Source organism: Butyricicoccus sp. AF18-9LB (assembly GCF_027684505.1).
GTDB classification, from domain to species: domain Bacteria; phylum Bacillota; class Clostridia; order Oscillospirales; family Butyricicoccaceae; genus Agathobaculum; species Agathobaculum butyriciproducens.
Window position 1 is genome coordinate 46,132 of record NZ_JAQCWA010000009.1, and the last position, 22,444, is coordinate 68,575.

The following is a 22,444-nucleotide window of genomic DNA, read 5'->3' on the forward strand; positions in this document are numbered from 1 at the left end:
CCGGCGACAGATAGCTTTTTAATATTAGAAATATAAAATTAATAGGGATTTACGATATGATTTTTCTGCTTACAAACACATTCTATCATATTATTTTTCAATGTCAAGAAAGATGATTCTTGTGAAAAATGGTGAGTTTTCATACGAAACAACTCCGATTAAGGGCACGATTCAGCAGAAGAACGGTAAAAAGCAAACTTTTATGCAGAAAATTAAGATTTAATATTAAAAAACTTTGGCTAATTCGTATATTTTCCTAATACTTTAATATAAGATTTACCGATGCATAATATGATAAAAGTGCAATAGTAATCGGTAGCTGCGCAGAAATCCGGTCGCAGTACCGATAAACAACACGCGGGAACCGCAGATCCGTATCCACGGCGGCAGGATCCGTCTGCGGTTTGGATGCCCCTTGACATCAGCGGCACAATACTTTAATATGAAAGTGACCTGATAACGGTTTTACTTTTTCAAACAAATGGGGAATGCGTCATAGCAAAGGTTACACTCAAACAAATCGCGGAGCGGGCAGGGGTTTCCATCAATACCGTATCGCTGGCACTGCGGGATATGCCAAACGTCAATCATGATACGCGCGCAAGGATTTGCGGCATTGCGGCAGAGCTGGGGTATTATGCACATAAAAGTCACCGCACACCGTCCCAAAAGCTGGGGCTGATCTCGACCGGCGCACATCTGAAGGATTCCTACTTCTATATGGCGTTCCAGAAGCTGTTTCTGGGGATGGCGTATGAGCACGGCTATCAAATGATGGTTTTTGATAACGAATACTGGGATCGCGATTCGCAGGCACTGCGTCGGTGGCTGACGGAAAGCGAGATCAGCGGTGTTTTGATCCTCGGTGACATGGAAGAAACGCTGGCGGCCAATATCGTATCGTGCGGGCTGCCGGTCGTAGCGGTGGGAACACGCTATCATAGCTTGCGTGTGTGCACCTATATTGAGGACAACACAGAGGCGGCCTATCAGGCGGTGCAGTATTTGTATACCTGCGGCTGCCGCAAAATGGGTTTTATCGGTGATCCGATGTATTCCACGGCATTCGGAGAACGGTATGACGGCTTCCGCAGCGCCTTGCGGCGGTTCGGTCTGCCGTATGATCCGCAGCACCTGCTGCTGACACCCAGAGCGGATGACGCGGATATTCCGCGGACGATTGACCGTGCACTAGATCAGGTGGACGAGTTGCCGGATGCGTTCTTCTGTGCGAACGACTATCTGGGCGTCGGTGCGGCAAAGGCGCTGTTCCTGCGCGGGGTTTCGGTGCCCGGCGAGGTTTCGCTGGTTGGTGTGGATAATAATCCCCTTGGAAAAATAGCACTGCCGTCCCTGACTTCGATTGATGTGCACTGCCGTCAGCAGGCAGAGCTGAGCATCCGCAAGCTGATTTCGTTTGTCTGCGGAGAGGAATACGATCCGCTGCGCTTTCTGGTTCCCACCGAGCTGGTGCAGGGGGATTCGGTGAAGCAGGCGTAATCAACGCAAAAACGACAGACAGGAGCGCTGTTTTCTTTGGAAAACAGCGCTTTTTTCATAGGATTCAATCCAGATGCCACCGTACACAGTACGTCACCTCATACCCGCCCTGATGACCGGAGCGTGGACGCGGAAAGGTCATTTTCAGCGGTGCATCCGAGGCTTGTGATGCGGCGGGAAGCACCGGATCCGTGCAGGACTCTCGGCCGGCGGTGAGGAAAACATCCAGAGAAATACAGGTCTTGTTCTCGTCTGCATCCACAACGATGCGGTTCACCAGCGCCTTGGACATTTCACGCGAAAAGCCGCAGTTCGCCTGCCACTGTTCCTCGATCGTGCGGCGCAGATTTTCCACACGCCGGATGCGTTCCGCAAGGGTTTGCTCTGTGTTCTGCAGGGAGCTGCGCCGCTCCTCGAGTGCGGCAAGCTGCTCGTTGCAGACTTCGTTGCGCTGCTTGAACTCCTCATTTGAGAGCGCTCCCGCAAGCACCAGATCGAGCAGCTTGTCCTTGCGCTTTCCGAGTGCCGCCATCTCCTGCTCGACTTGGGCGAGGGCGAGGCCGCTGTCCTGCCGGGCGGCAAAGGCACGGAGCGTGTCGATGTATTCCTGCACGGCGGCGGACTGTTCCTCGGTCACCAGCGCAAAGACACGCGTGAGAATGCGGTCCAGCTCGTGGCTGTAAACCGTAGGAGAGTTACAGCCGCCGGTTGGCCTGCTCCCACAGTGCTTCGGGCACGATGGCGGGGATGCGGTCATCCTCGTGTACGAGCCACTTGTCCCCACTCAGGCGGTAGCTGCGCTTGTCGCGGTAATCACGGGAGGCGTACCGCCGTCCGGCATAGCAGCCCTTGTATTTCGGGTTGCGGATCATGCCGTACAGGGTGGAATAATGGAACGGACGGCCCTGCCGTCCGCGTATGCCGCGGCGGTCCAGATCGTTGGCGATCGCCCGCAGACCGAGTTCTCCGGCGGCGTAGCGCTCGAATACCTCACGGACGATGGCGGCTTCCGGCTCAATGATTTCCAGCCGTCCATCTGTCTTGTTGTAGCCGAACAGGTTGTTCTGTCCGAGCAGAACGCTGTTCTCCTGCGCCCGCTTGAATCCGAAGCGTGTGCGTTCGGACAGCTTACGCACCTCATCCTGTGCAATCGAGGACATGATGGTGAGCCGCAGTTCGGCGTCCTTGTCGAAGGTGTTGATGTTGTCGTTCTGGAAGTACACGCCCACGCCGAACCGCAGCAGCTCGCGCGTGTAGCGCAGACTGTCAAGCGTGTTTCGGGCGAAACGGCTGATCTCCTTGGTGATAATGAGATCAAACGTTCCGCGTTTGGCATCCTCGATCATTTTGAGGAACTGCTCGCGCCCCTCGACCGACGTGCCGCTGATGCCCTCATCGACATAGCCGCCGGCGAACGTCCAGTGCGGATTTTCGGCAATGCAGTCCTCAAAATAGCGTTTCTGGTTGCTCAGACTGTTGATCTGCTCGTCTTTGTCGGTCGAAACGCGGGCATAATATGCCACGGCAAGGTCGGTGTCGAAAATGCTGCGGCCCTGCGCCTGCATTTCGTCCAGTCGGCGAATTTCAATAGCCCGCGCTATCCTGAAAAATAGCCCCATCCTGCTTTTGGATGAAGCAACAGCATCTCTTGACATTGAAAATGAGCTTGCCGTAAAGCAGGCCATCGCCAATCTGTTAAAAGAGAAAAAGACAGTGGTAATGATTGCTCATACCCTTTCCATTGTCAAAAATGCAGACCAAATCCTTGTAATGGGTGATGGTGGGATTGCTGAATCGGGAACCCATGAAGAATTGCTTGCGAAAGGCGGAAAATATGCTGCTATGTGGAACGCAGAGCAAAAAATATCAGCTTAATAGAAGCTAAAGAAGAATAATTGCATAGCGCATGAACCTGCCCCGACTACGGGGAAAGAAAAAAACCGCTGGCTAGGGCAGGTGATTTTGCGCGCTCATTTTAAGTTATTACCCTAACGGTGGTTTTGAGAAATCAGAGCCGCCGTTTCTTTGCGTTTACACAAACCAATGACGACTTGCAGGGACACGGTAGTCGATGGGAGGTTATTTACCGTGTCCTTTTCTCTTTTTCGTAGTATCCATGATTTGCACCAGCTAAAAAAAGCGTAGTCCCTCCATCGGAGCCATCCGGCTTTGAATGTGAACTATACCATGTAAGCAATCATCCTTATAAAACATTTCTGCGCCCAGCAGGTCCGTTGCGACTTGTTGGGCGCTTTTTTCTGTTTTCCGAGGACAAGCCCGCCTCGAAAAAATTTTTTGAGAAATTTTCAAAAAGGAGGCTTTTAGCGGGTAGCGAGCGGCTTTGCGTTCGCCTTGTTAGCGGAAAGGGAGAACCCCACCTCATTCCCCAGAAAAGGGGGTGAAAAGATGGATATGATCCCCCGTAATGACTATGGCGAGCGGTGCCAGTTCGATGCTTACTGCAAACTGGTACTGTACCATGAGGCAATCGACTACCGCCGGGAAATGCAGAGGCGCCGTGACGGGGAACTGTCATTCAGCGACCTTCCGCAAATGGAGATGGACAAGCTCTGCGTTGTAGATCATTACCCCAGTGACAGATTTACATTCTCGTCCCACGGGTATGACCTGCATATCGAAAACGAGCTTGTGGCTGATGCCTTCGCCGGTTTGTCTGTTCAGGAGCAGAGTATTTTGATCCTGCATTTTGTTCTGGACCTGCCGGATCAGGAGGTTGGCCGCCTTGTGGGAATGTCTCGCAGCGCCGTTCAGCGGCGAAGGGCAAAATCATTGACCGAGCTGCGGATCAAGTTGGCCGCACTCATGCCGAAGGGAGGTTGAAGAAACGATGAAGCCTACATACAAAAGCAAGGAGCTTCTTTCTCTTTTGGTGATCGACGCCGCCCGTGACGGGAACTCTCAGGCTGTGGATCAGGTACTCCGGTATTATGAGGGCTATATCAATAAGCTCTGCACCCGGACGCTTTACGATCCTGACGGCCAGCCCCATGTTCGGGTGGACGAATACATGAAGCGCCGATTGGAGATCAAGCTCATTCATTCCATTGTCAGCATGAGTTGACAAGCCCGGTCTAAAAGCGAAAACAGCTTACCCTTTCCCTGTTTCCTCTCTTTCGTGGCCGGAAGCAGCACCTTGACAAAGAAAGCCCGTTGGGAGACCAACGCCGCAGTATAAGGTAAACGGATACATTCCTGTTTGTGCCGAGCCATACGGTCGGTGCGCCATGACCTCGTTTCAAGTCCGCAGGACGGGACCACTGCAACGGGCGAGCGAACAGCACCAGACCGCAAAGCAAGCGTGGCAGCTTGTGGGCGATGACAGACGGGCAGGGTTAAAGATACTCGCGCATTGAACGCCCACAAAGCATTGTGCGCCGCACCCATCAGCATGGGCCGGGGTTAGACTCCCGTGGAGCTGTGCCAACAGCCGTCCGTAAGCCTACTTTTCTTTTTTGAAAGTTTATGGATAGATCGTAAACTTTTCAATTAGCAGCAGACAAACACGGAGCAGCACGGTAAAATGATGGTGGAAGTTATATTACCCACACATATTCGTGCTGTTCCTTTTCATAACTGAAAGGGGGTTCTCATGTCTCAAACATGGAACGGCACGAAGAAAGCCCCCCCTGAAAGAAGGACGTATACGGTTGACGATATTGCTCAAATCCTGGGCATCGGAAGAACTTCCGCATATATCCTTGTAAAAGAAGGGCACTTCAAAATCGTGCGAATTGGTAACGCCATACGCATTTCCAAGCGGTCATTTGACGAGTGGCTTGACTCCCTCGACCTGTGATCCAAGAAAGGAAGAACGATATGGCATCTATAATCAAGCGAAAGAAAAACTATTCCGTTGTTTACAACTATGTGGATGAAAACGGAGAAACCAAACAGAAGTGGGAAACCTGGCATACCCACAAAGAGGCCTTGAAGCGCAAGGCAGAAATCGAAAATCAGCAGCACACGGGAACTTTTCTCCCGCCAAGCAATCAGACGATCACCGAGTTCCTTTATGACTTCGTATCTCTTTACGGAGAAAAGAAATGGGGCGTGTCTATGTATGACAGCCAAACGGCGCTGATTGCGAACTATATCAATCCGATCATCGGTGATATGGAGGTACAGGCGGTTACTCCCCGTGCGGTTGACGGTTATATCCAGACCTTGCAGAAAACCAAGTCAGTGTCTACCAAAACCCGAAAGGCCGTTACCACTTATGTCAGTGACAAGACCATTGAAAAGATCATCAAGCTCCTGCGGTGTGCGTTTAAGCAGGCGGTACGATGGGAAATCATTGCAAGAAATCCCTTTGACAATGTGATCCTCCCAAAAACGGAGTATGCGAAACGGGATATCTGGACGGCGGATATGATCCGTCTTGCCCTGGACAAATGCACGGACAGCAAGCTCTATGTAGCAATGAACCTTTCCTTCGCCTGCTCTTTGCGTATGGGTGAAATCCTGGGGCTGACCTGGGAGAACGTCCATATTTCCGATGAAGATATTGCGGCGGATAATGCCTATGTCTACATCGACAAGGAACTGACGAGGGCTTCCAAACGGGCGATTGAAACGCTGGGTGAGAAGGATATCTATTACATCTTCACTCCGCTCATGCCGAACACCAGCACAAGAATTATTCTGAAAAAGCCGAAAACCGATTCCAGCATCCGTAAGGTGTGGCTGCCGAAAACGCTGGCCTACATCCTGCGGGAATGGAAGAAGTCCCAGGACGAGCTGAAAGGCTTCCTGGGTGACGAGTATCAGGACTTCAATCTGGTTGTAGCACTTCCCAATGGCCGCCCCTGCGAGGATCGGATCATCCTTAAAGAGTTTGCAAAACTCCGTGAGGACGCAGGACTGCCGAAGGTGGTCTTTCATTCTCTCCGTCATTCCAGTACCACCTACAAGCTGAAACTGAACCACGGCGATCTGAAAGCCACCCAGGGCGATACAGGCCATGCCGAGATCGACATGATTACCAAGGTATACGCGCATATTCTGGATGAGGATAGAAAGATCGATGCGCAGAAGTTTGAAAAAGCGTTTTATTTCGCGCGTGACCTTCATAATGTTCGTCCGCCGGAAGAACCGGCAAAATCGGAGCCTGCCGCAACGGATATTGCAAGCCTTGTGGAGCAGCTTCAGAAGTCTCCGGAACTGGCAAGTGCGCTCGCGGCCCTGATAGCGGCGCAAGCCCCGGCAAAGTGATCCGAAAAATCGAATTAGCAAAACGCAGAATTTTCTTAGCAAATTTCTGAAAAGCGTTCGAGTCCAATTAGCAAATATACATCATGCGGCGTATAAAAATCTCCCGGTAACGGAAGTGAAATTGCCGGGAGAAGGAGGAACAAAAAAACGCTGCAAACCCCGAAAAAAGGCTTGCAGCGGTGCTTTCTGGCGTCCCAGAGAGGATTTGAACCTCCGACCCCACGCTTAGGAGGCGTGTGCTCTATCCAGCTGAGCTACTGAGACATTTATAAGTTTTATGCAATTTTCAAGGCTCGAAGGAATCGAACAATCTGCCGCTTAGGAGGCATGTGCTCTATCCAACTGAGCTACTGAGACAGGTATTAAAAATGGTGTGATTTGCGTGAAATGCAGTGTTTAAAGGACAAATTTGTTTCGTATCATATTTCACGTTTTTGCGCGGCTCTGAATGAGTAAATTTCAAAATCCATTCGTATCTTTATCTAACAACGGTCCGCGACCAGAGAAAATTCTCTGTGATAAAACACATGCTTAGGAGGGGGACGCTCGATCCAACTGAGCTACTGAGACATAAAAACAAAAGTTTTTGCGAGCGGCTCCTTCGCGCGGAGTCGCAGCACGCGATATATTTATATTACTGCATTGAGAGCAAAAAGTCAATTCCGAATGCGGTGAAAAAAGTAAAGTGCAGCTGTGCAAAATTAAAGAATCATATTCTTGCAAGCGGGTGCAGAAAGTGATATGATACAATTACATATATGGGGTTAATGAGGGGAATCACGAAACCCATTTATTTCCCGAAGGAGGGGGCATACTTGTGAAACAAATGCACATCACCGAAACGGTGCTGCGTGACGCGCAGCAGTCGCTGATTGCGACGCGAATGCCGTTTGAGGATTTCGAGGGCATTCTCGATGAGATGGATCGGGCCGGCTATCACTCGATTGAGTGCTGGGGCGGTGCGACCTTCGATTCCTGCCTGCGCTATCTGCATGAGGACCCGTGGGAGCGTCTGCGCAAGATCAAATCTCACATGAAGAACACCAAGCTGCAGATGCTGCTGCGTGGTCAGAACCTGCTCGGCTATCACCATTATTCGGATGATACCGTGCGCCGTTTTGTCCGCAAGTGCATCGAGAACGGCATGGATATCATCCGTATTTTTGATGCGCTGAACGATCTGCGCAACATCGAGACCGCTGTAGACGAATGCCTCAAAGCAGGCGGCCATGCACAGGGCTGTATCTGTTACACACTGAGTCCGATTCACAATCTGGAGATGTTTGTTTCGCTCGGCAGGCAGATCGAAGCCATGGGCTGCAACTCGCTGTGCATTAAGGATATGGCGGGCATTATGTCTCCGCAGGAGTGCTATGACCTGGTTACCGCACTCAAGCAGAACATCAAAATTCCGGTTTATGTGCATACACACGCGACCACTGGTCTGGGTTATATGACTTATCTAAAGGCAGCGGAAGCCGGTGCGGACGGCATCGACTGTGCGACCTCGTGCATGTCGGGCGGCACCAGCCAGCCGGCAACCGAGTCCATGGTCTACGCGCTCCAGCAGATGGGCTATGACTGCGGCGTGGATTCCAAAACGTTGCATGAGATCAACGAATTTTTCGTGCCGGTCAAGGACAAGTTCGCGGCGAGCGGTATGTTCGACCCGTATGTCCTGTCCACCAAGACCGATGCGCTCGTGTACCAGATCCCGGGCGGCATGCTGTCCAATCTGGTGGCACAGCTGAAGGCACAGAACGCAATCGACCGTCTCGATGAGGTACTCGCCGAAACGCCGCGCGTGCGTGCCGATATGGGTTATCCGCCGCTGGTAACGCCGCTTTCGCAGATGGTCGGCGTACAGGCAACGGTCAACGTTCTCCTCGGCGGCCGCTACAAGTCGATCGGCAAGGAGATCAAGAGCTACATCCGCGGCGAATACGGCAAGGCACCGGGCGAAGTCAATCCCGAACTCGCCAAGCAGGTGCTCGGTGACGAGCAGCCGATGACCGGCCGCTTTGCCGATACGCTCGAGCCGGAATTTCCGGCTGCACGCGAGCATCTCGGCACGCATGCCCGTGGTGAAGAGGACGTCCTGTCCTATATCGCATTCCCGCAGCAGGCAGAGCAGTTCTTTGAGCGCCGGGAACAGACCTTCACCGCAAGCTATTCGTTCAAGGAGGTTAAGTGAGCATGGTACACGATCCGATCAGCGTACTGGACGCGCTCATGATCGCCCTGTCCGGTATCGTTATTGTATTTTTGATGCTGGCACTTCTCTGGGGTGTCATCGCTGTTATTTCCCGTGTGATGGGCGCGCTCGAAAAGCACACCGCGCATCCGGCTTCGGTCAGTGCAGCGGCTCCGGCGGCTGCGGCTCCGGCAGCAGCACCGGCACCTGCTCCGCAGGTCAAGCTGGAAGGCGTCAGCGAGGTGGAGGCGGCCTGCGTTATGGCTATCGTCAGCCACGAAACGGGCATTCCGCTCGATCAGCTTGTATTTAAGTCCATCAAGGCGGTTTAAGGGGAGAAAGAAACATGAAATATCAGGTATCGCTTAACGGCAAGCAGTTTGAAGTAGAAGTAGAAAAGGGATCGGTAAGCGCAGTTCCGACCGGCGCGGCTCCCGCACCGGCACCGGCTGCAGCAGCACCGGCACCCGCGGCAGCGCCGGCTCCGGCAGCAGCACCCGCACCCGCAGCAGCGCCTGCAGGCGGCGAGACCGTTGCAGCGCCCATGCCGGGCACCATTCTGGATGTGCGCTGCACGGCAGGTCAGGCTGTCAAGGCAGGCGATGTGCTGTTTATTCTCGAGGCCATGAAGATGGAGAACGAGATCTGTGCACCGCATGACGGCACGGTCGGCTCTGTCTGCGTACAGAAGGGCGCTTCCGTACAGACCGGCGCAGCACTCTGCACGATGTAACGGGAGGCGCGTACTATGCAATTTTCGTTTTTCGGTGCATTAGGCAGCATTCTGGCAAGCTCGGGCTTCGCGTCCTTCGCGGAGGACCCGCGCAGCCTGATCATGATCATCATTGCATGCGTGCTGCTGTACATGGGTATCGGCAAAAAGTTTGAGCCGCTGCTGCTCGTTCCGATCGCATTCGGCATGCTGCTGGCCAATCTGCCGCTGACCGGCCTGCTTAATGCACCGGTTGATGGTTCCAGTCCCGGTATGCTGTGGGTGTTCTATCAGGGCGTCCAGCATGCGATTTATCCGTCCATCATCTTCCTCGGTATCGGTGCTATGACCGACTTCGGCCCGCTGATCGCGCGCCCGTCCTCGCTGCTGCTGGGTGCAGCGGCACAGCTCGGCATCTTTTCTGCATTCCTGCTCGCGCTGGTGCTCGGCTTCCCGGGCGCGGTAGCGGCAGCCATCGCCATCATCGGCGGTGCGGACGGTCCGACCTCCATTCTGGTCGCTTCCCGTCTGGCGCCGGATTACCTGCCCGCCATCGCTATTGCGGCGTACTCGTATATGGCGCTCATACCGCTTATCCAGCCGCCGATCATGCGCCTGCTGACAACCAAGAAGGAGCGCGAGGTCAAGATGGAGCAGCTGCGTCAGGTCTCCAAGACCGAGAAGATCGTATTCCCGATCGCAGTTGCCATCATCGTTATCCTGCTGATTCCGGATACCGCTCCGCTGATCGGCATGCTCATGCTGGGCAATCTGTTGCGTGAGTGCGGCGTAACCGACCGCCTGAGCGACACCGCGCAGAACGCGCTGTGCAACATCGTCACCATCTTCCTTGGTCTGTCGGTAGGCTGCAAGGCGATTGCGTCCACCTTCCTGACCTGGGAGACCATCAAGATCATCATCCTCGGCCTGATCGCGTTCACGTTCTCGACCGTCGGCGGCCTGCTGTTCGGCAAGGTTATGTATAAGCTGACCGGCGGCAAGGTAAACCCGCTGATCGGCTCGGCCGGTGTATCTGCCGTTCCGATGGCAGCCCGCGTTTCGCAGGTTGAGGGCCAGAAGGCCAATCCGGCAAACTTCCTGCTCATGCACGCTATGGGCCCGAACGTAGCCGGTGTTATCGGCTCCGCTGTTGCCGCAGGCTTTGTCCTCAAGGTATTCGGCGCGTAAGTGCAAAGCAAAAGAACCCGAATTTTCGGGTTCTTTTTTTACGCTTTTTGGTTGAGAAGAATTGAAAATCAATTTGTAACGGTATGCACACAATATCCCGTAAGGGGAGCACATTGTGCTCTCACGCAAAGGTAAAACATCACGCGAATTCTACATCTTGCATTCTCAATTTTTTATGCTTTCTTGACAATTTATGTCGCCCTGTTTTATAATAAATGCAAGAAATGAACGGGTGGTCCTTATTGTGCAGGTACTAAAAGACGAACTTCGACACAAAATTCTGCTTGAATCCGAGCATTTATTCCTGCAGCGCGGTTATGACCGCACCTCGCTGCAGATGATCGCGGACAAGGTAAATATCAGCAAGAGCAACCTCTACCACTACTTCAAAAACAAGGAGGAGCTGTTCTACGAGCTGACCGACAGCGCTGCAGACGGCCTGAAGCGCATGATCCTGCGCTTCCGCAGCATGCGGTTTGACCTGAATATGGACGCGCAGGAATTCCGCATGCTGCTCACCGAGGAGGTACTCTCACTGCTGCTGGCGGAGAAATACGGCCTTCTTCTTATCATGGAGCAGGCCAACGGCACCCGATATGAAAACCTGCGGCCGGTAATGATTGAGCTGATTGCGTCCAAGATCGTGCCCATGCTGGCCGACGAGGAGAACAGCCCGATGATGGCGCAGATCATGGCACGCAATCTGGTGGACGGGACGGTGCATATCCTCAAGAACCGCGTTCGCCCGAGCGAGGTCCGTGCCGGACTGAATCAGCTGATTACCTATCATACACAGGGAATGCACGCGCTGCAGTAAGCAGCGCGTGAGGCTGTCGAAAAACTCCGTTTTTCGAGCAGCCTCACGATTGAAACCACGCTTTCAATCGAATCTTGACGAAAAGCCGCGCCCTGCGGGCACAATTTTTCGTCCCTTGTATAATTCCCGAGGTACACGCCCCCGGGAATTATGAATTTGCTTCGCAAATTCTATTTTATGCGTGCTACCGCACGAAGCGTAAAAATTAAAATAATATTTTTTTGACAGACTGACGCGCTGCAGTAAGCAGCGCGTTTTCTTTTGCCCTCAAACGGATACAAATGCGTTCTAACCGTCCCCGAACCAACATACACTGTCACAGATGAAACCTCATCAGGCAGGAGGGAAACAGCGGTGAAGGGCTTACCGGAGGAGCGCACGATCCGTCTGGCGCAGTACATGATCGAGCAGAAGGCCACCGTGCGGCAGACTGCGGCACGGTTCGGAATATCCAAGTCAACCGTACATAAGGATATCACAACGCGCCTGCAAAAGCTGAATACCGAGCTGTATGAGCGCGTACAGACCGTTCTGCAGGTGAACAAGCAGGAGCGGCACATACGCGGCGGCAGAGCAACACAGGCGAAATACCGCGCCGAAGCGGCGCAGCGACGCGGTGAAAAATAAAAAAACCGACTTTCCAAGCGGAAAGTCGGCAAACAGAAGCAGCGTGGCAGTGTTGCTATGTAAAGGTTTAAAGCAGACCGAGCTCATGTGCGCAATCGCTGCAGACATTCTTACCCTTGAAGTGGATAATGTCCTTTGCGTTACCGCAGAATACGCAGGACGGCTCGTACTTCTTGAGGACGATATGATCGCCGTCAACGTAGATTTCCAGAGCGTCCTTTACTTCGATGCCCATAGTGCGGCGCAGCTCAATCGGGAGCACGATGCGACCAAGTTCATCAACCTTACGAACAATACCGGTGGATTTCATTTTCAACACACTCCATTTCTTCATCATAAAAAATGTATTACCAAATCCCACTCACTTGGGATGTTGGACGGAAGGGGGGAACACGATATGCTGTCCGTTATCTGGACGGTGTTCCTTTGTATGGCGCTGCTATGCGGTGCGGTCACGGGCAGGCTGGCAGAGGTTACGGCAGCGGTACCCACAGGGGCTTCGGAAGCGATTACGCTGGCGATCAGTATCACCGGGCTGATGTGCTTCTGGAGCGGTGTGATGGAGCTGCTGCAGGCTTCCGGACTGGCAGAGCGGCTGTCCCGTCTGATGGCACCTGTTCTGCGTCCCTTGTTCGGAAGTGCATCGCAGGATAAGCAGGCGATGGAAGCAGTAAGCGCCAATGTAACGGCAAATTTGCTGGGGTTATCCAACGCGGCAACGCCGTTGGGATTGCGTGCGTCAGAGCGGCTGTATGTTCTTGCAGGGCGGAGCGGAGCGCCGGATACCGTGCTGACGCTGATCGTGCTGAATGCAACCTCAATTCAGCTGATTCCGTCTACGGTGGCGGCGGTTCGTGCGGCTTGCGGAGCACACGCGCCATTTGATATTATGCTGCCGGTGTGGGGAGCTTCTGCGGCTTCCGTTGCGGCGGTGCTGCTCAGCAGTAAACTGCTGCGTCCATTTTTTCCGGATGGGGAATAGCGGGACAGGTAAGTGCGCCTTACAAGTAGTATTATCACACATGAAAAGCAAGAAATTTGTCGAATAAGCAAACAATCATCAAAAAATTTCCAAGCAAGGGAAATAATACAAGGAGGGAGATGATTGCAGATTTTGCAGAACGCGCTCATTCCGGCACTTTTGGCAGGAATCAGCCTGTATGCGCTGTGCAAAGGCGTGGACGTATTTCCAACTTTTCTGCGCGGTGCAGCCGTCGGTTTGAAAACCGCGGTGCAGATACTGCCTGTTATGGTCGGGATGCTGACAGTCGTGTTCATGCTGCGCGCCTCAGGTGCCGTTGATATTGCGGCAAGCGTGCTCGCGCCCGCACTGCGTATACTGGGCATACCGAAAGAATGCACAGTCCTGACCCTGCTGAAGCCGATCAGCGGAGGAGGGGGACTGGCAATGGGCAGTGAAATTATACGACGCTGCGGACCGGACAGCTATGCCGGACGCGTGGCCGCAGTGATGCTGGGAGCCTCGGAAACCAGTCTGTACACGATCAGCGTGTACAGCGGGCACCTTGGTTTAAACCGAACCAGATATGCTGTTCTTGCGGCATTGTGCGGCGATTTGGCAGCATTTACCGCCTCTGCAGCATTGGTTAGATTATATTTCCCATACAGTTAATATTATATCGTGTATGTTAAAAAATTACCATAGCTTATGACAAAAATTGGCGAATTAAATAAACATTACTTGCACTATTTGTGCAATGTGTGAAAAAAATTTACAGACTGAGAATATAAAAAAGCATCTATGCCGAAGCACAGATGCTTTTTATATTGCAAAGCGATTACTTCTTCACGATCTCCTTGCCGAAAGGACCATCATAGTCGAAGAAGCCCTTGCCGGTCTTAACGCCCAGCCAGCCGGCACGAACCATCTGACGCATCAGCGGATGCGGACGGTACTTCGGGTCGCCGGTCTCGCGGTACAGCGTCTCCATGATTGCGAGGTTTACGTCGTGGCCAACAAGGTCAGCGGTGTGCAGCGGGCCGGACTTCATGCCTGCGCCAAGCTGCATGGCAACGTCGACATCAGCAGGGGAAGCGATGCCGTCAGCAACGATACCCATTGCCTCGTTCATCATCGGGATCAGGATGCGGTTTACAACGAAACCGGGACCTTCCTTAACGGCAACCGGGGTCTTGCCCAGGGATGCCATCAGGTCAAATGCGGTCTGGAAGGTTTCGTCCGAAGTCTGGATCGCGCGGGTAACCTCAACCAGCTTCATGATCTGAGCCGGGTTGAAGAAGTGGCAGCCGATGAACTTATCCGAACGGTGCGGGATGCAGGCAGCCATCTCGGTGATGGACAGACCGGAAGTGTTGGAAGCGAAGATGGTGTGAGCGGGGCAGATCTTGTCCAGATCCTCCAGCAGGTCCTTCTTCAGATCCATGCGCTCCAGAATAACTTCCATGATGAAGTCAGCATCGGCAGCGTCCTTGCGGTCAACCGAGGTCTTGAGGGAAGCGAGCAGCTCGTCCTTGCGCTCTGCGGTCATCTTGCCCTTGCTTACGAGGAACTCGTAATCGTGTGTGATAACGGTCTTGCCGCGCTCGGTGAACTCCGGCTTGATGTCGATCATGGTAACGTCATGACCTGCGTTCAGAAATACCTCAGTGATGCGTGCGCCCATGTTGCCAGCGCCGAATACACAAACTTTCATGCTAAATTAACCTCTCTCTCACTCTTTGCGGATGGATGAACAGGTATTGCGAATATTGATTAGTCAAAACCGCACAATCTGGTTTTGAATTGTGCGGTCCGACTGTCTCAATGCTTACTTATTCTTGAATTCCTTAGCCGGCTTGTCGCGGTTCTTGTCCAGGAAGTAAGCCATGCCGTACTTCTGATCCTCGGTAGCGAAGCACTGTGCGAAGCAGTTGCCCTCGAACTTCAGAGCGGAGTTCAGGTCGGTCTGCATGCCAACATTTACAGCTTCCTTAACCAGAGAAACAGCGATCGGAGCCTGAGCAGCGATCTCCTCAGCCAGCTTTACAGCCTCATCGAGCAGGTTCTCCAGCGGATATACGTAGTTAACCAGGCCCATGTCCAGAGCGTCCTGAGCGGTGTAGTTAGCGCGAGCGGTGTACAGCATTTCCTTAGCCTTGCCTGCGCCTACGAAGCGAGCCAGACGCTGGGTGCCGCCGCAGCCCGGGGTGATGCCCAGACCAACTTCAGGCTGACCGAAGGAAGCGTTCTCGGAAGCGAGACGGATGTCGCAGGACATAGCCAGCTCGCAGCCGCCGCCGAGGCAGAAGCCGTTGATGGCAGCAATAACCGGACGCTTGAAGTTCTCGATCTTCCAGCAAACGCGGTTGGACTCGTTGCCGAACAGCTTGCCTTCTGCACAGGTCTTGGTAGCCATCTCGGAGATGTCAGCGCCTGCAACGAAGGAGTTAACGGTCTTGCCCTTCTTGTTAACGGTGGAAGAACCGGTCAGAACTACTGCATAAACGTCGTCCAGATCCTTAGCCAGCTCGTCGAATGCCTCTTCCAGCTGTGCGTACATGTCGGTGGACAGAGCGTTCATAGCCTTCATGTGCTCGATCTTAACGATCGCAACATGACCCTTTTTTTCGATTACTACGTCAGTCATTTTTAAGACTTCCTTTCAGAATATGTGCTATGAGCGTAAAACGCTCAAGGCTGACCTCTATTCGGAGGCCATCAAACATCCAAAGGATGTTTGCAATCAAATAGAACAGGAACTCGTTCCTGTTCGTAAAAACCCGCGACATGCGCGTGGTTTTTTACACCCCGACCCAGCCGCCGTGGGCGGCGTCGTTCGGGTATCCAAAATCAGTTTCTACGGAACTGATTTTGGTATATAGGGGGCTTTTGAAGCCCCCTATAGCAAGACTTACTTGCAGAGCTCGTCGCGCTCAACGATGATAGCTTCGCCCATACCGCCGCCGATGCACATGGTAGCCAGACCGATGGTCAGGTCGCGCTTGATCATTTCGTGGATCAGGGTGGTGGTGATGCGGCAGCCGGCTGCACCGATCGGGTGACCCAGAGCGATTGCGCCGCCGTTTACGTTAACCTTGTCCATATCAAAGCCAAGCTCACGGTTAACAGCAGCAGCCTGTGCAGCAAATGCCTCGTTGGACTCGATCAGGTCGAGGTCAGCAACGGTCAGACCTGCGCGGGACAGAGCCTGACGGGTGGACTCGATCGGACCTACGCCCATGATGGACGGATCGCAGCCTACAGAGCCCCAGGCACGAACCTTAGCCAGCGGCTTGAGGCCGTTTGCCTTAACGAACTCCTCGGAAGCGATGATCATTGCAGCGCCTGCATCGTTGATGCCGGAAGCGTTGCCTGCGGTTACGGTGCCGCCGTCCTTCTTGAATGCCGGGCGCAGCTTGCCGAGGATCTCCAGAGTGGTGTTCGGCTTTACATGCTCGTCGGTATCAAAGATAACGGTTTCCTTCTTCTTCTTAACTTCGATCGGAACGATCTCGTCCTTGAAGCGGCCGTTAGCGATGGCAGCAGCTGCCTTCTGCTGGGAAGCGAGAGCGATCTCGTCCTGCATTTCGCGGGTGATGCCGTACTTTTCAGCTACGTTTTCTGCAGTGATGCCCATGTGGTACTGGTTGAATACATCAAATACGCCGTCGTATACCATCATATCGACCAGCTTCTTGTCGCCCATGCGAGCACCCCAGCGGGTATCGCGGGAGATGTACGGAGCACCGGACATAGACTCGCAGCCGCCTACCAGCATCATCTTGTTCTCGCCGGAACGGATGATCTGGGTGCCGAGGGAGATGGCACGCATGGAGGAAGCGCAAACCTTGTTCAGGGTCATAGCCGGGGTGGTGATCGGCAGACCGGACTTCAGGCAAACCTGACGTGCTACGTTCTGGCCTACGCCGCCCTGCAGTACCTGACCGAACAGAACCTCGTCGATTGCTTCCTTGTCAACGCCTGCACGCTCGATAGCTGCCTTTGCAGCAGCGGTGCCAAGCTCGGAGGAGTGTACATCGCGGAGGGTGCCGCCGTAAGTGCCGATTGCAGTACGGGCAGCGGAACAGATGTAAACGTTCATTTAGCTGTTTCTCCTTTTCTACTGATGCGGCGAAAAAACTATGCCGCCGCATGGTGATGGAAACTCGATTTTCTTGAGTTCGTTAATATTTTATCAAACCATTCGGCAGAATGCAAGGGAAACTGGTCGATTCTGTAAAATTATATGAAAAGGCCGGTTTCCGTTTGCATAATCTGCACAAATAGAATTGATCAGTCGTTAGCCAGACCCATCAGCTCGTCACGGAAGATGCGAGCGTCCATGGTCTTGATCTCGTCAGCCATCTTCGGAACGAATTCCATCTGGTCGAGGATCTGGGTCTGCAGGTCGATGCCCGGAGCGATCTCGGTCAGGGTAACGCCTTCCGGACGCAGCTCAAATACGCAGCGCTCGGTGATGTACAGAACCGGCTGATGTACCTCGTTAGCGTAATCGCCGGAGAAGGTGATGTGCTCAACCTGCTTAACGAACTTCTTCTTAGCGCCTTCCTGGGTGATAACGAGCTTGCCGTCCTTGCACTCAGTCTTGAGGCCCTTTGCAGTGAAGGTGCCGCAGTAAACAACCTTCTTGGCGTTCTGGGTGATGTCGATGAAGCCGCCTGCACCTGCCAGACGGGTGCCGAACTTGGATACGTTCAGGTCGCCGTTCGGAGCAGTCTCAGCCAGGCCGAGGAATGCAACGTCAAGGCCGCCGCCCTGATAGAAGTCGAACTGTACGTTGTGCGGGATGATGCACTGTGCGTTGGCAGCAGCGCCGAACTGGGTGCCGCCGTACGGTACACCTGCGATGGAGCCTGCCTCAACGGTCAGGGTCATCTTGTCGGAGATGCCTTCTTCAGCAGCTACGTTAGCGATCTTCTCCGGTGCGCCGGTGCCGAGGTTTACGATAGCGTCCTGCGGCAGCTCCATAGCAGCGCGGCGGGCGATGATCTTCTTAGCGTCCATCGGGATCGGCGGGATAGCGTCAACCGGGATGCGGAACTCGCCGGTCAGCGCGCCGTCGTACGGCATGCCGAGGCACTGCATGTTCTCCTCCTCGGTGCCGACTACAACAGAGTCAACATAGATGCCCGGGATAGCAACCAGCTTCGGGTCCAGAGAGCCGCCCTGTACGATCTTCTCAACCTGAACGATTACCTTGCCGCCGGAGTTCTTGCAGGCCTGAGCCATAGCAGTTACGTCCAGAGGACCGATCTCACGATGTACGGTGCAGTTGCCGTACTCATCGCAGTAGGAAGCACGCAGGAATACAACGTTGATCGGGAAGCCCTTGTACAGCAGGCGCTCCTGACCCTCGATGTTAACGATCTTTACCAGATCTTCCTTGGTAACGTCGTTCAGCTTGCCGCCGCCGTTGCGCGGGTCAGCGAAGGTCTTCAGGCCAACGTGAGTGATGGTGCCGATGTTGTGAGCAGCGATATCGCGGTACATGTGCGAGATAACGCCCTGCGGCAGGTTGTAAGCCTCGATCTTGTTGTTCAGAGCCAGCTCGCCGAGCTTCGGAGCACGGTCCCAGTGGCCGCCGATAACGCGCTTAACCATGCCTTCATGGCCGTAATGGTCACCGCCGGTGCCATCGCGGTGGCCCTGACCGGCTGCAAAGAACAGGGTCAGGTTCTGCGGGTGGCCGGTCTCAAGAAAACGCTTCTCGAGAGCCTTGGAAAGGGTCTCCGGGCAAGCACAGGATACGAAACCGCCGGTAGCAATGGTATCGCCGTCCTGAACCTTCAGAGCAGCTTCCTCCGCGGTGATGATGCTTACTTTCTTCATGTTTATCAATCCTCCTGATAATAGTGCGACCGGTTTTACAGTGGTCACGCCTGTGACGTGAAAGACCTGATTCTATCTATCGCCTGCGGAATCTCATCCGCCGCGGCAACAACAACACGGTGCGCGGCCTCGATCTCCTCATAGAGATACGGGCAGCCGGTGCAGCCGCGCAGGATCAGCAGTACGTCATAAGGAACACCGTCCTCCGGATAGGAGAATGAGGCGGTGTCCTGAAGGGCAGCGCAAATCGCCTTGTAGGCGTCTCCGCGCTCATAGCGCGGATTGCAGCCGCCGCAGAATTTTACCGTGCAGCGCAGCAAGGCGCACAACCCCTTTCAAGATGTTTCCATATGGAAACAGTATGGTATAACGCAAACACAGGCACTCACGGGTGCTCCATGAGTGCCTATAGTTTGCTCAGAGATTACTTGATGCGAGCAATCTTCTTTGCCAGTTCCTTCTTCATTTCAAGGTTGGACTGACGGGCAATCATGATGCGCTGAGCCTGCGGCGAGCCTGCACCGTGCATGGACTCCGGCAGATAGCCGACAGCTGCAGTACCCATGGTCATGTTCTCGATCAGGCGCAGCAGACGCATACGGTCCTCGGTCGGAACGGAAGCAACGCCCTTGAGGTACTTCTCGATGTACGGCTTGAGCTCCGGGTTGCGGTAATCAGCCTCGGACGGCTGGGTTACCATCAGGCCGCCTGCCAGATCCTGTGCCAGACGAGCGATCTCGTACGGGAAGCGGGTAACGTTCTGCTTGCAGACGTTAGCCAGCAGCAGGTCGATCAGGTAGTTGCCTGCCTTGGTCTTGGTGCCCTGAGAGGAGCAAGCGATACCGCAGCAGTACAGGGTCTCGTTCAGGTGGGTCATCTCGATCAGCTTGTCCTTAACGTGGGAAGCCTTGGAGGAGCCAGCCATCTCGCCAGCCAGAGCGGTAGCGCCGATCAGAACGTCGCCTACGCCGACCTTGCAGCCGCCGTAAGACTGACGGTGATAGCCTGCGAAACGCTCTACGATCATGCCGGCAAACTTAACTTCGCCGTTGAGGAAGATGCGGTCGTTCGGAACGAATACGCGGTCGAAGATAACGAGAACTTCGTGGCCGCCGTATACCTTGTTGCCAACGTCGATGTCGTTGTACTCTTCCATCTTGCGGGTGTCGCAGGACTGACGGCCGTAGATCAGGGTGATGCCCTTGGAATCGGTCGGTACAGCGAAGGAGATAGCGTAGTCCTCGTCGCCCTCACGCATGGAGATGGTCGGCATTACCAGAACCTCGTGAGAGTTTACAAAGCCGGTCTGGTGAGCCTTAGCGCCGGTAACGTATACGCCGTCAGCGGTGCGCTCTACAACGTGCAGGAACAGATCCGGGTCAGCCTGCTTGGACGGAGCGAGGGAACGGTCGCCCTTAACGTCGGTCATAGCGCCGTCAACTGCGAGATCCTCGTCCTGTACGCGGGTCAGGAACTTGAGGAAGTTCTCGTGGTACTTGGTGCCGCAAGCCTCGTCGATCTCGTAGGTGGAGGAGAATACAGCGTTCATAGCGTCCATGCCTACGCAGCGCTGGAAGCAGGCTGCGGTCTTCTGACCGAGCAGACGCTGCATCTTAACCTTCTTGATCAGGTCGTCGGTAGACTGATGCATGTGGGTGAAGCGGTTGATCTTCTTGCCGGAGATGTGGGAGGTAGCAGTCATCAGATCCTGATACTGCGGGTCCTCAGCCAGCTCGTAGGTAGCGGCGAAGGAGTTCAGGGAAGGACGGATAACCGGGTCGTCAACCGGGTTCTCTACCTTCTTGCCGAACATATACAGGTTGAGGTTCAGCTTGCGCAAGGATTCAATGTACTGGTCTTTGGTCATCATAAGTGATCAAGTATCCTTTCTCATTACAATTTGGTGCACATAACATGAATAAAGAAAACAGGGCGGGGAGACGGGACTCCCCGCCCTATTCAGGCGTTACATACGGAAATTAGAAGCACTCTTTGTATACGCGCTCGCTGAGCTCGATGCTCCACGGACGGTAAGAGTTGGTGATCAGACGCTGCTGGTTTGCATCAACAGACAGTGCAAATGCCTTAACGTCCTCTTCCTTGAAGCCGTACTCATGCAGCGGCTTCAGGTGCAGAACCTTCTCCAGGGTTACGTTCAGGGTGCGCAGAGCGTCTTCCTTGGTGCAGCCCAGGCAGCGAGCAACGATCTCCTTGAACTTGCCCAGCTCGCCAGCCGGCTCGTACTCGTCGTACATCTCGAGGATCTTGCCGAACAGAGCGTAGTTGGACTCGCCGTGCGGAACGTGGTAGGTGCCGCCGAGCGGGAAGGACATACCGTGAACGGTAGCGCAGCCAGCCTTCAGGAATGCGATGCCTGCGAACAGGGAAGCGTGAACGAACTCGCCGAGGTAATCCATACGAGCGTCCGGGCCTTCCAGAGCGATGCGGCGGAAGCCCTCGAGGATCATCTCCATAGCCTTAACGGAGAACATCTCGGAGGTAACAGTCTTGCGGTGCGGGGACAGGAAAGACTCGGTAGCGTGGATCAGAGCATCGATAGCGGATGCTGCGAACGGCTTGTACGGCAGGGTCTTAAGCAGATCCGGAACCAGGCAAACCTTGTTCGGGATGATGTCGTCGGAAACCAGGCCGAGCTTGGTATCGCCGCCGGTCAGCTTGCCGTCCTTCTCGTCCTTAACGATAGCAACAGAAATGTTGGTAACCTCAGAACCGGTACCGCAGGTGGTCGGGATAGCGATAACTTCCTTCTCATGTACAACAGGCTCGCGCTTGAAGTACAGCTCATGTACGGAGGTCGGGCGCTTGCAGCCGAGCAGCTTGCAAAGGTCCATGATAGCACCGCCGCCTACTGCGATTACGCGGTCGTAGGAATCGTACGGAATAGCCTCGTACATGGTCTCGATCATAGCCTCGGAAGGCTCGCCTGCGCCGAACTTCTCCTGGAATACGAACTTGCTCTTGAGGCCAAGCTCTTCCATGAAGGGCTTGTAGATGAATTCGTTGGTCAGAACGACGTCGCGCTCGCCCAGCTTGAACTCCTCAGCGAAAGCACCAAAGGTGTCAAACTTGTAAATAGTCGGGGCAATGACGATCTCTCTCTTGTCCTTCATCAGGGAGGCGCTGAAAGCATCCATAGCCATAGTAGAAACATCTCCAATCAAAAATTTTATAAAAGGCCGTGCGGCTTTTTATTACATGATTTTACAGGGTGGTTTTTTCCTGTGTTCTTATTGTAGCAAATTTGCGCCAAAACTTCAACACAAACAAACAATAATTTCATCAAAAATTGACCAACTAAACCTGTACAAAAAGACAATAAAAAGTCCCGCAATCTTATTACGG

At 53.8% G+C, this 22,444-nt stretch carries 23 protein-coding genes, 1 tRNA gene and 1 pseudogene; 14 read left to right on the forward strand and 11 right to left on the reverse strand.

Annotated features, from left to right (window positions below; genetic code table 11):
- The first annotated feature begins 519 nt into the window (after positions 1-519).
- A complete protein-coding gene (locus tag PGY33_RS07330) occupies positions 520-1,500 on the forward strand; it encodes a LacI family DNA-binding transcriptional regulator (protein WP_270478019.1) in 981 nt (326 codons plus the stop codon).
- A 64-nt stretch (positions 1,501-1,564) separates the two neighbouring features.
- Here PGY33_RS07330 and PGY33_RS07335 read toward each other — a convergent pair whose 3' ends face one another.
- Together PGY33_RS07335 and PGY33_RS07340 are read right to left on the reverse strand one after the other, a co-directional pair.
- On the reverse strand, positions 1,565-2,257 hold the full coding sequence (locus tag PGY33_RS07335) for a hypothetical protein (RefSeq protein ID WP_270477921.1): 693 nt from the start codon (positions 2,255-2,257) through the stop codon (positions 1,565-1,567).
- Positions 2,196-3,185, reverse strand: coding sequence for a recombinase family protein (locus tag PGY33_RS07340; protein ID WP_330673803.1), 990 nt, complete (start codon positions 3,183-3,185; stop codon positions 2,196-2,198). Before PGY33_RS07340 ends, PGY33_RS07335 begins: the two co-directional genes overlap by 62 nt.
- On the opposite strand from PGY33_RS07340, the pseudogene PGY33_RS07345 reads away from it, so the two are divergent.
- The 5 genes and pseudogenes from PGY33_RS07345 to PGY33_RS07365 all read left to right on the forward strand — a co-directional run.
- Positions 3,076-3,375: pseudogene (locus PGY33_RS07345) on the forward strand (ABC transporter ATP-binding protein); the annotation flags it as partial. The gene PGY33_RS07340 and the pseudogene PGY33_RS07345 overlap by 110 nt on opposite strands.
- Before the next feature lie 531 nt (positions 3,376-3,906).
- Positions 3,907-4,341: a sigma-70 family RNA polymerase sigma factor gene (locus tag PGY33_RS07350; RefSeq protein WP_117492205.1), complete on the forward strand. Its 435-nt coding sequence runs from the start codon at positions 3,907-3,909 to the stop codon at positions 4,339-4,341.
- 7 nt (positions 4,342-4,348) lie between these two features.
- Positions 4,349-4,582 (forward strand): helix-turn-helix domain-containing protein, encoded by a 234-nt coding sequence (locus PGY33_RS07355; RefSeq protein WP_117492176.1) that lies wholly within the window; start codon positions 4,349-4,351, stop codon positions 4,580-4,582.
- 528 nt (positions 4,583-5,110) lie between these two features.
- Positions 5,111-5,317: a helix-turn-helix domain-containing protein gene (locus PGY33_RS07360; RefSeq protein ID WP_117492175.1), complete on the forward strand. Its 207-nt coding sequence runs from the start codon at positions 5,111-5,113 to the stop codon at positions 5,315-5,317.
- 20 nt (positions 5,318-5,337) lie between these two features.
- Positions 5,338-6,732 carry a site-specific integrase gene (locus PGY33_RS07365; protein ID WP_270477926.1) on the forward strand — a complete coding sequence of 465 codons (1,395 nt, stop codon included), beginning with the start codon at positions 5,338-5,340 and terminating at the stop codon, positions 6,730-6,732.
- A gap of 187 nt (positions 6,733-6,919) precedes the next feature.
- On the opposite strand, the gene PGY33_RS07370 is transcribed toward PGY33_RS07365, so the two are convergent.
- Positions 6,920-6,996: transfer RNA gene (locus tag PGY33_RS07370), tRNA-Arg, on the reverse strand.
- Positions 6,997-7,558: 562 nt separating this feature from the next.
- Between PGY33_RS07370 and PGY33_RS07375 the strand changes: the two genes are divergently transcribed.
- The 6 genes from PGY33_RS07375 (at position 7,559) to spoIIID (ending at position 12,270) form a co-directional block, all read left to right on the forward strand.
- Complete coding sequence (locus PGY33_RS07375; protein ID WP_270478020.1) at positions 7,559-8,926, forward strand: pyruvate carboxylase subunit B; 1,368 nt, start codon at positions 7,559-7,561, stop codon at positions 8,924-8,926.
- A 2-nt stretch (positions 8,927-8,928) separates the two neighbouring features.
- On the forward strand, positions 8,929-9,258 hold the full coding sequence (locus PGY33_RS07380; RefSeq protein WP_202183378.1) for an OadG family protein: 330 nt from the start codon (positions 8,929-8,931) through the stop codon (positions 9,256-9,258).
- 14 nt (positions 9,259-9,272) lie between these two features.
- Entirely contained in the window at positions 9,273-9,659 is a 387-nt protein-coding gene (locus tag PGY33_RS07385) for a biotin/lipoyl-containing protein (RefSeq protein ID WP_270419088.1), read from the forward strand.
- Positions 9,660-9,674: 15 nt separating this feature from the next.
- Complete coding sequence (locus tag PGY33_RS07390; protein ID WP_118564533.1) at positions 9,675-10,826, forward strand: sodium ion-translocating decarboxylase subunit beta; 1,152 nt, start codon at positions 9,675-9,677, stop codon at positions 10,824-10,826.
- A 244-nt stretch (positions 10,827-11,070) separates the two neighbouring features.
- On the forward strand, positions 11,071-11,643 hold the full coding sequence (locus PGY33_RS07395; protein WP_158557297.1) for a TetR/AcrR family transcriptional regulator: 573 nt from the start codon (positions 11,071-11,073) through the stop codon (positions 11,641-11,643).
- 354 nt (positions 11,644-11,997) lie between these two features.
- Positions 11,998-12,270 carry a sporulation transcriptional regulator SpoIIID gene (gene spoIIID / locus PGY33_RS07400; RefSeq protein ID WP_117492171.1) on the forward strand — a complete coding sequence of 91 codons (273 nt, stop codon included), beginning with the start codon at positions 11,998-12,000 and terminating at the stop codon, positions 12,268-12,270.
- A gap of 67 nt (positions 12,271-12,337) precedes the next feature.
- On the opposite strand, the gene PGY33_RS07405 is transcribed toward spoIIID, so the two are convergent.
- Positions 12,338-12,580 (reverse strand): AbrB/MazE/SpoVT family DNA-binding domain-containing protein, encoded by a 243-nt coding sequence (locus tag PGY33_RS07405; RefSeq protein WP_110437393.1) that lies wholly within the window; start codon positions 12,578-12,580, stop codon positions 12,338-12,340.
- An 87-nt stretch (positions 12,581-12,667) separates the two neighbouring features.
- Between PGY33_RS07405 and PGY33_RS07410 the strand changes: the two genes are divergently transcribed.
- Positions 12,668-13,252 (forward strand): nucleoside recognition domain-containing protein, encoded by a 585-nt coding sequence (locus PGY33_RS07410; RefSeq protein ID WP_118481063.1) that lies wholly within the window; start codon positions 12,668-12,670, stop codon positions 13,250-13,252.
- A gap of 123 nt (positions 13,253-13,375) precedes the next feature.
- The gene (locus PGY33_RS07415; protein WP_330423321.1) at positions 13,376-13,903 is read left to right on the forward strand and encodes a spore maturation protein; all 528 of its coding nucleotides are present in this window, start codon (positions 13,376-13,378) and stop codon (positions 13,901-13,903) included.
- A gap of 166 nt (positions 13,904-14,069) precedes the next feature.
- Here the strand turns inward: PGY33_RS07415 and PGY33_RS07420 are convergent, their stop codons facing one another.
- The 7 genes from PGY33_RS07420 to PGY33_RS07450 all read right to left on the reverse strand — a co-directional run bounded on the left by PGY33_RS07420 (position 14,070) and on the right by PGY33_RS07450 (position 22,242).
- A complete protein-coding gene (locus PGY33_RS07420; RefSeq protein WP_117492169.1) occupies positions 14,070-14,945 on the reverse strand; it encodes a 3-hydroxyacyl-CoA dehydrogenase family protein in 876 nt (291 codons plus the stop codon).
- A gap of 114 nt (positions 14,946-15,059) precedes the next feature.
- The gene (locus PGY33_RS07425; protein ID WP_118286159.1) at positions 15,060-15,878 is read right to left on the reverse strand and encodes an enoyl-CoA hydratase-related protein; all 819 of its coding nucleotides are present in this window, start codon (positions 15,876-15,878) and stop codon (positions 15,060-15,062) included.
- A gap of 264 nt (positions 15,879-16,142) precedes the next feature.
- Positions 16,143-17,333 (reverse strand): acetyl-CoA C-acetyltransferase, encoded by a 1,191-nt coding sequence (locus PGY33_RS07430; protein WP_118481064.1) that lies wholly within the window; start codon positions 17,331-17,333, stop codon positions 16,143-16,145.
- Between the two features lie 191 nt (positions 17,334-17,524).
- A complete protein-coding gene (locus PGY33_RS07435) occupies positions 17,525-19,081 on the reverse strand; it encodes an acyl CoA:acetate/3-ketoacid CoA transferase (RefSeq protein WP_117555204.1) in 1,557 nt (518 codons plus the stop codon).
- Positions 19,082-19,125: 44 nt separating this feature from the next.
- Positions 19,126-19,401, reverse strand: a complete 276-nt coding sequence (locus tag PGY33_RS07440; RefSeq protein ID WP_110437399.1) for a hypothetical protein — start codon at positions 19,399-19,401, stop codon at positions 19,126-19,128.
- A 104-nt stretch (positions 19,402-19,505) separates the two neighbouring features.
- Positions 19,506-20,951, reverse strand: a complete 1,446-nt coding sequence (locus PGY33_RS07445) for a 4-hydroxyphenylacetate 3-hydroxylase family protein (protein WP_270477931.1) — start codon at positions 20,949-20,951, stop codon at positions 19,506-19,508.
- A gap of 109 nt (positions 20,952-21,060) precedes the next feature.
- A complete protein-coding gene (locus PGY33_RS07450; protein ID WP_227600691.1) occupies positions 21,061-22,242 on the reverse strand; it encodes a 4-hydroxybutyrate dehydrogenase in 1,182 nt (393 codons plus the stop codon).
- Positions 22,243-22,444 lie beyond the last annotated feature (202 nt).

What these genes read in the sequence shown, in the direction of transcription:
- PGY33_RS07380 (WP_202183378.1), top strand. Translation starts at nt 8,929, where the DNA reads ATGGTACACGATCCGATCAGCGTACTGGACGCGCTCATGATCGCCCTG.
- PGY33_RS07425 (WP_118286159.1), bottom strand. Translation starts at nt 15,878, where the DNA reads ATGACTGACGTAGTAATCGAAAAAAAGGGTCATGTTGCGATCGTTAAG.
- PGY33_RS07430 (WP_118481064.1), bottom strand. Translation starts at nt 17,333, where the DNA reads ATGAACGTTTACATCTGTTCCGCTGCCCGTACTGCAATCGGCACTTAC.
- PGY33_RS07355 (WP_117492176.1), top strand. Translation starts at nt 4,349, where the DNA reads ATGAAGCCTACATACAAAAGCAAGGAGCTTCTTTCTCTTTTGGTGATC.
- PGY33_RS07410 (WP_118481063.1), top strand. Translation starts at nt 12,668, where the DNA reads ATGCTGTCCGTTATCTGGACGGTGTTCCTTTGTATGGCGCTGCTATGC.
- PGY33_RS07360 (WP_117492175.1), top strand. Translation starts at nt 5,111, where the DNA reads ATGTCTCAAACATGGAACGGCACGAAGAAAGCCCCCCCTGAAAGAAGG.
- PGY33_RS07390 (WP_118564533.1), top strand. Translation starts at nt 9,675, where the DNA reads ATGCAATTTTCGTTTTTCGGTGCATTAGGCAGCATTCTGGCAAGCTCG.
- PGY33_RS07405 (WP_110437393.1), bottom strand. Translation starts at nt 12,580, where the DNA reads ATGAAATCCACCGGTATTGTTCGTAAGGTTGATGAACTTGGTCGCATC.
- PGY33_RS07340 (WP_330673803.1), bottom strand. Translation starts at nt 3,185, where the DNA reads ATGGCCTGCTTTACGGCAAGCTCATTTTCAATGTCAAGAGATGCTGTT.
- PGY33_RS07385 (WP_270419088.1), top strand. Translation starts at nt 9,273, where the DNA reads ATGAAATATCAGGTATCGCTTAACGGCAAGCAGTTTGAAGTAGAAGTA.
- PGY33_RS07365 (WP_270477926.1), top strand. Translation starts at nt 5,338, where the DNA reads ATGGCATCTATAATCAAGCGAAAGAAAAACTATTCCGTTGTTTACAAC.
- PGY33_RS07445 (WP_270477931.1), bottom strand. Translation starts at nt 20,951, where the DNA reads ATGATGACCAAAGACCAGTACATTGAATCCTTGCGCAAGCTGAACCTC.
- PGY33_RS07350 (WP_117492205.1), top strand. Translation starts at nt 3,907, where the DNA reads ATGGATATGATCCCCCGTAATGACTATGGCGAGCGGTGCCAGTTCGAT.
- PGY33_RS07420 (WP_117492169.1), bottom strand. Translation starts at nt 14,945, where the DNA reads ATGAAAGTTTGTGTATTCGGCGCTGGCAACATGGGCGCACGCATCACT.
- PGY33_RS07450 (WP_227600691.1), bottom strand. Translation starts at nt 22,242, where the DNA reads ATGGCTATGGATGCTTTCAGCGCCTCCCTGATGAAGGACAAGAGAGAG.
- PGY33_RS07375 (WP_270478020.1), top strand. Translation starts at nt 7,559, where the DNA reads ATGCACATCACCGAAACGGTGCTGCGTGACGCGCAGCAGTCGCTGATT.
- PGY33_RS07435 (WP_117555204.1), bottom strand. Translation starts at nt 19,081, where the DNA reads ATGAAGAAAGTAAGCATCATCACCGCGGAGGAAGCTGCTCTGAAGGTT.
- PGY33_RS07335 (WP_270477921.1), bottom strand. Translation starts at nt 2,257, where the DNA reads ATGACCGCATCCCCGCCATCGTGCCCGAAGCACTGTGGGAGCAGGCCA.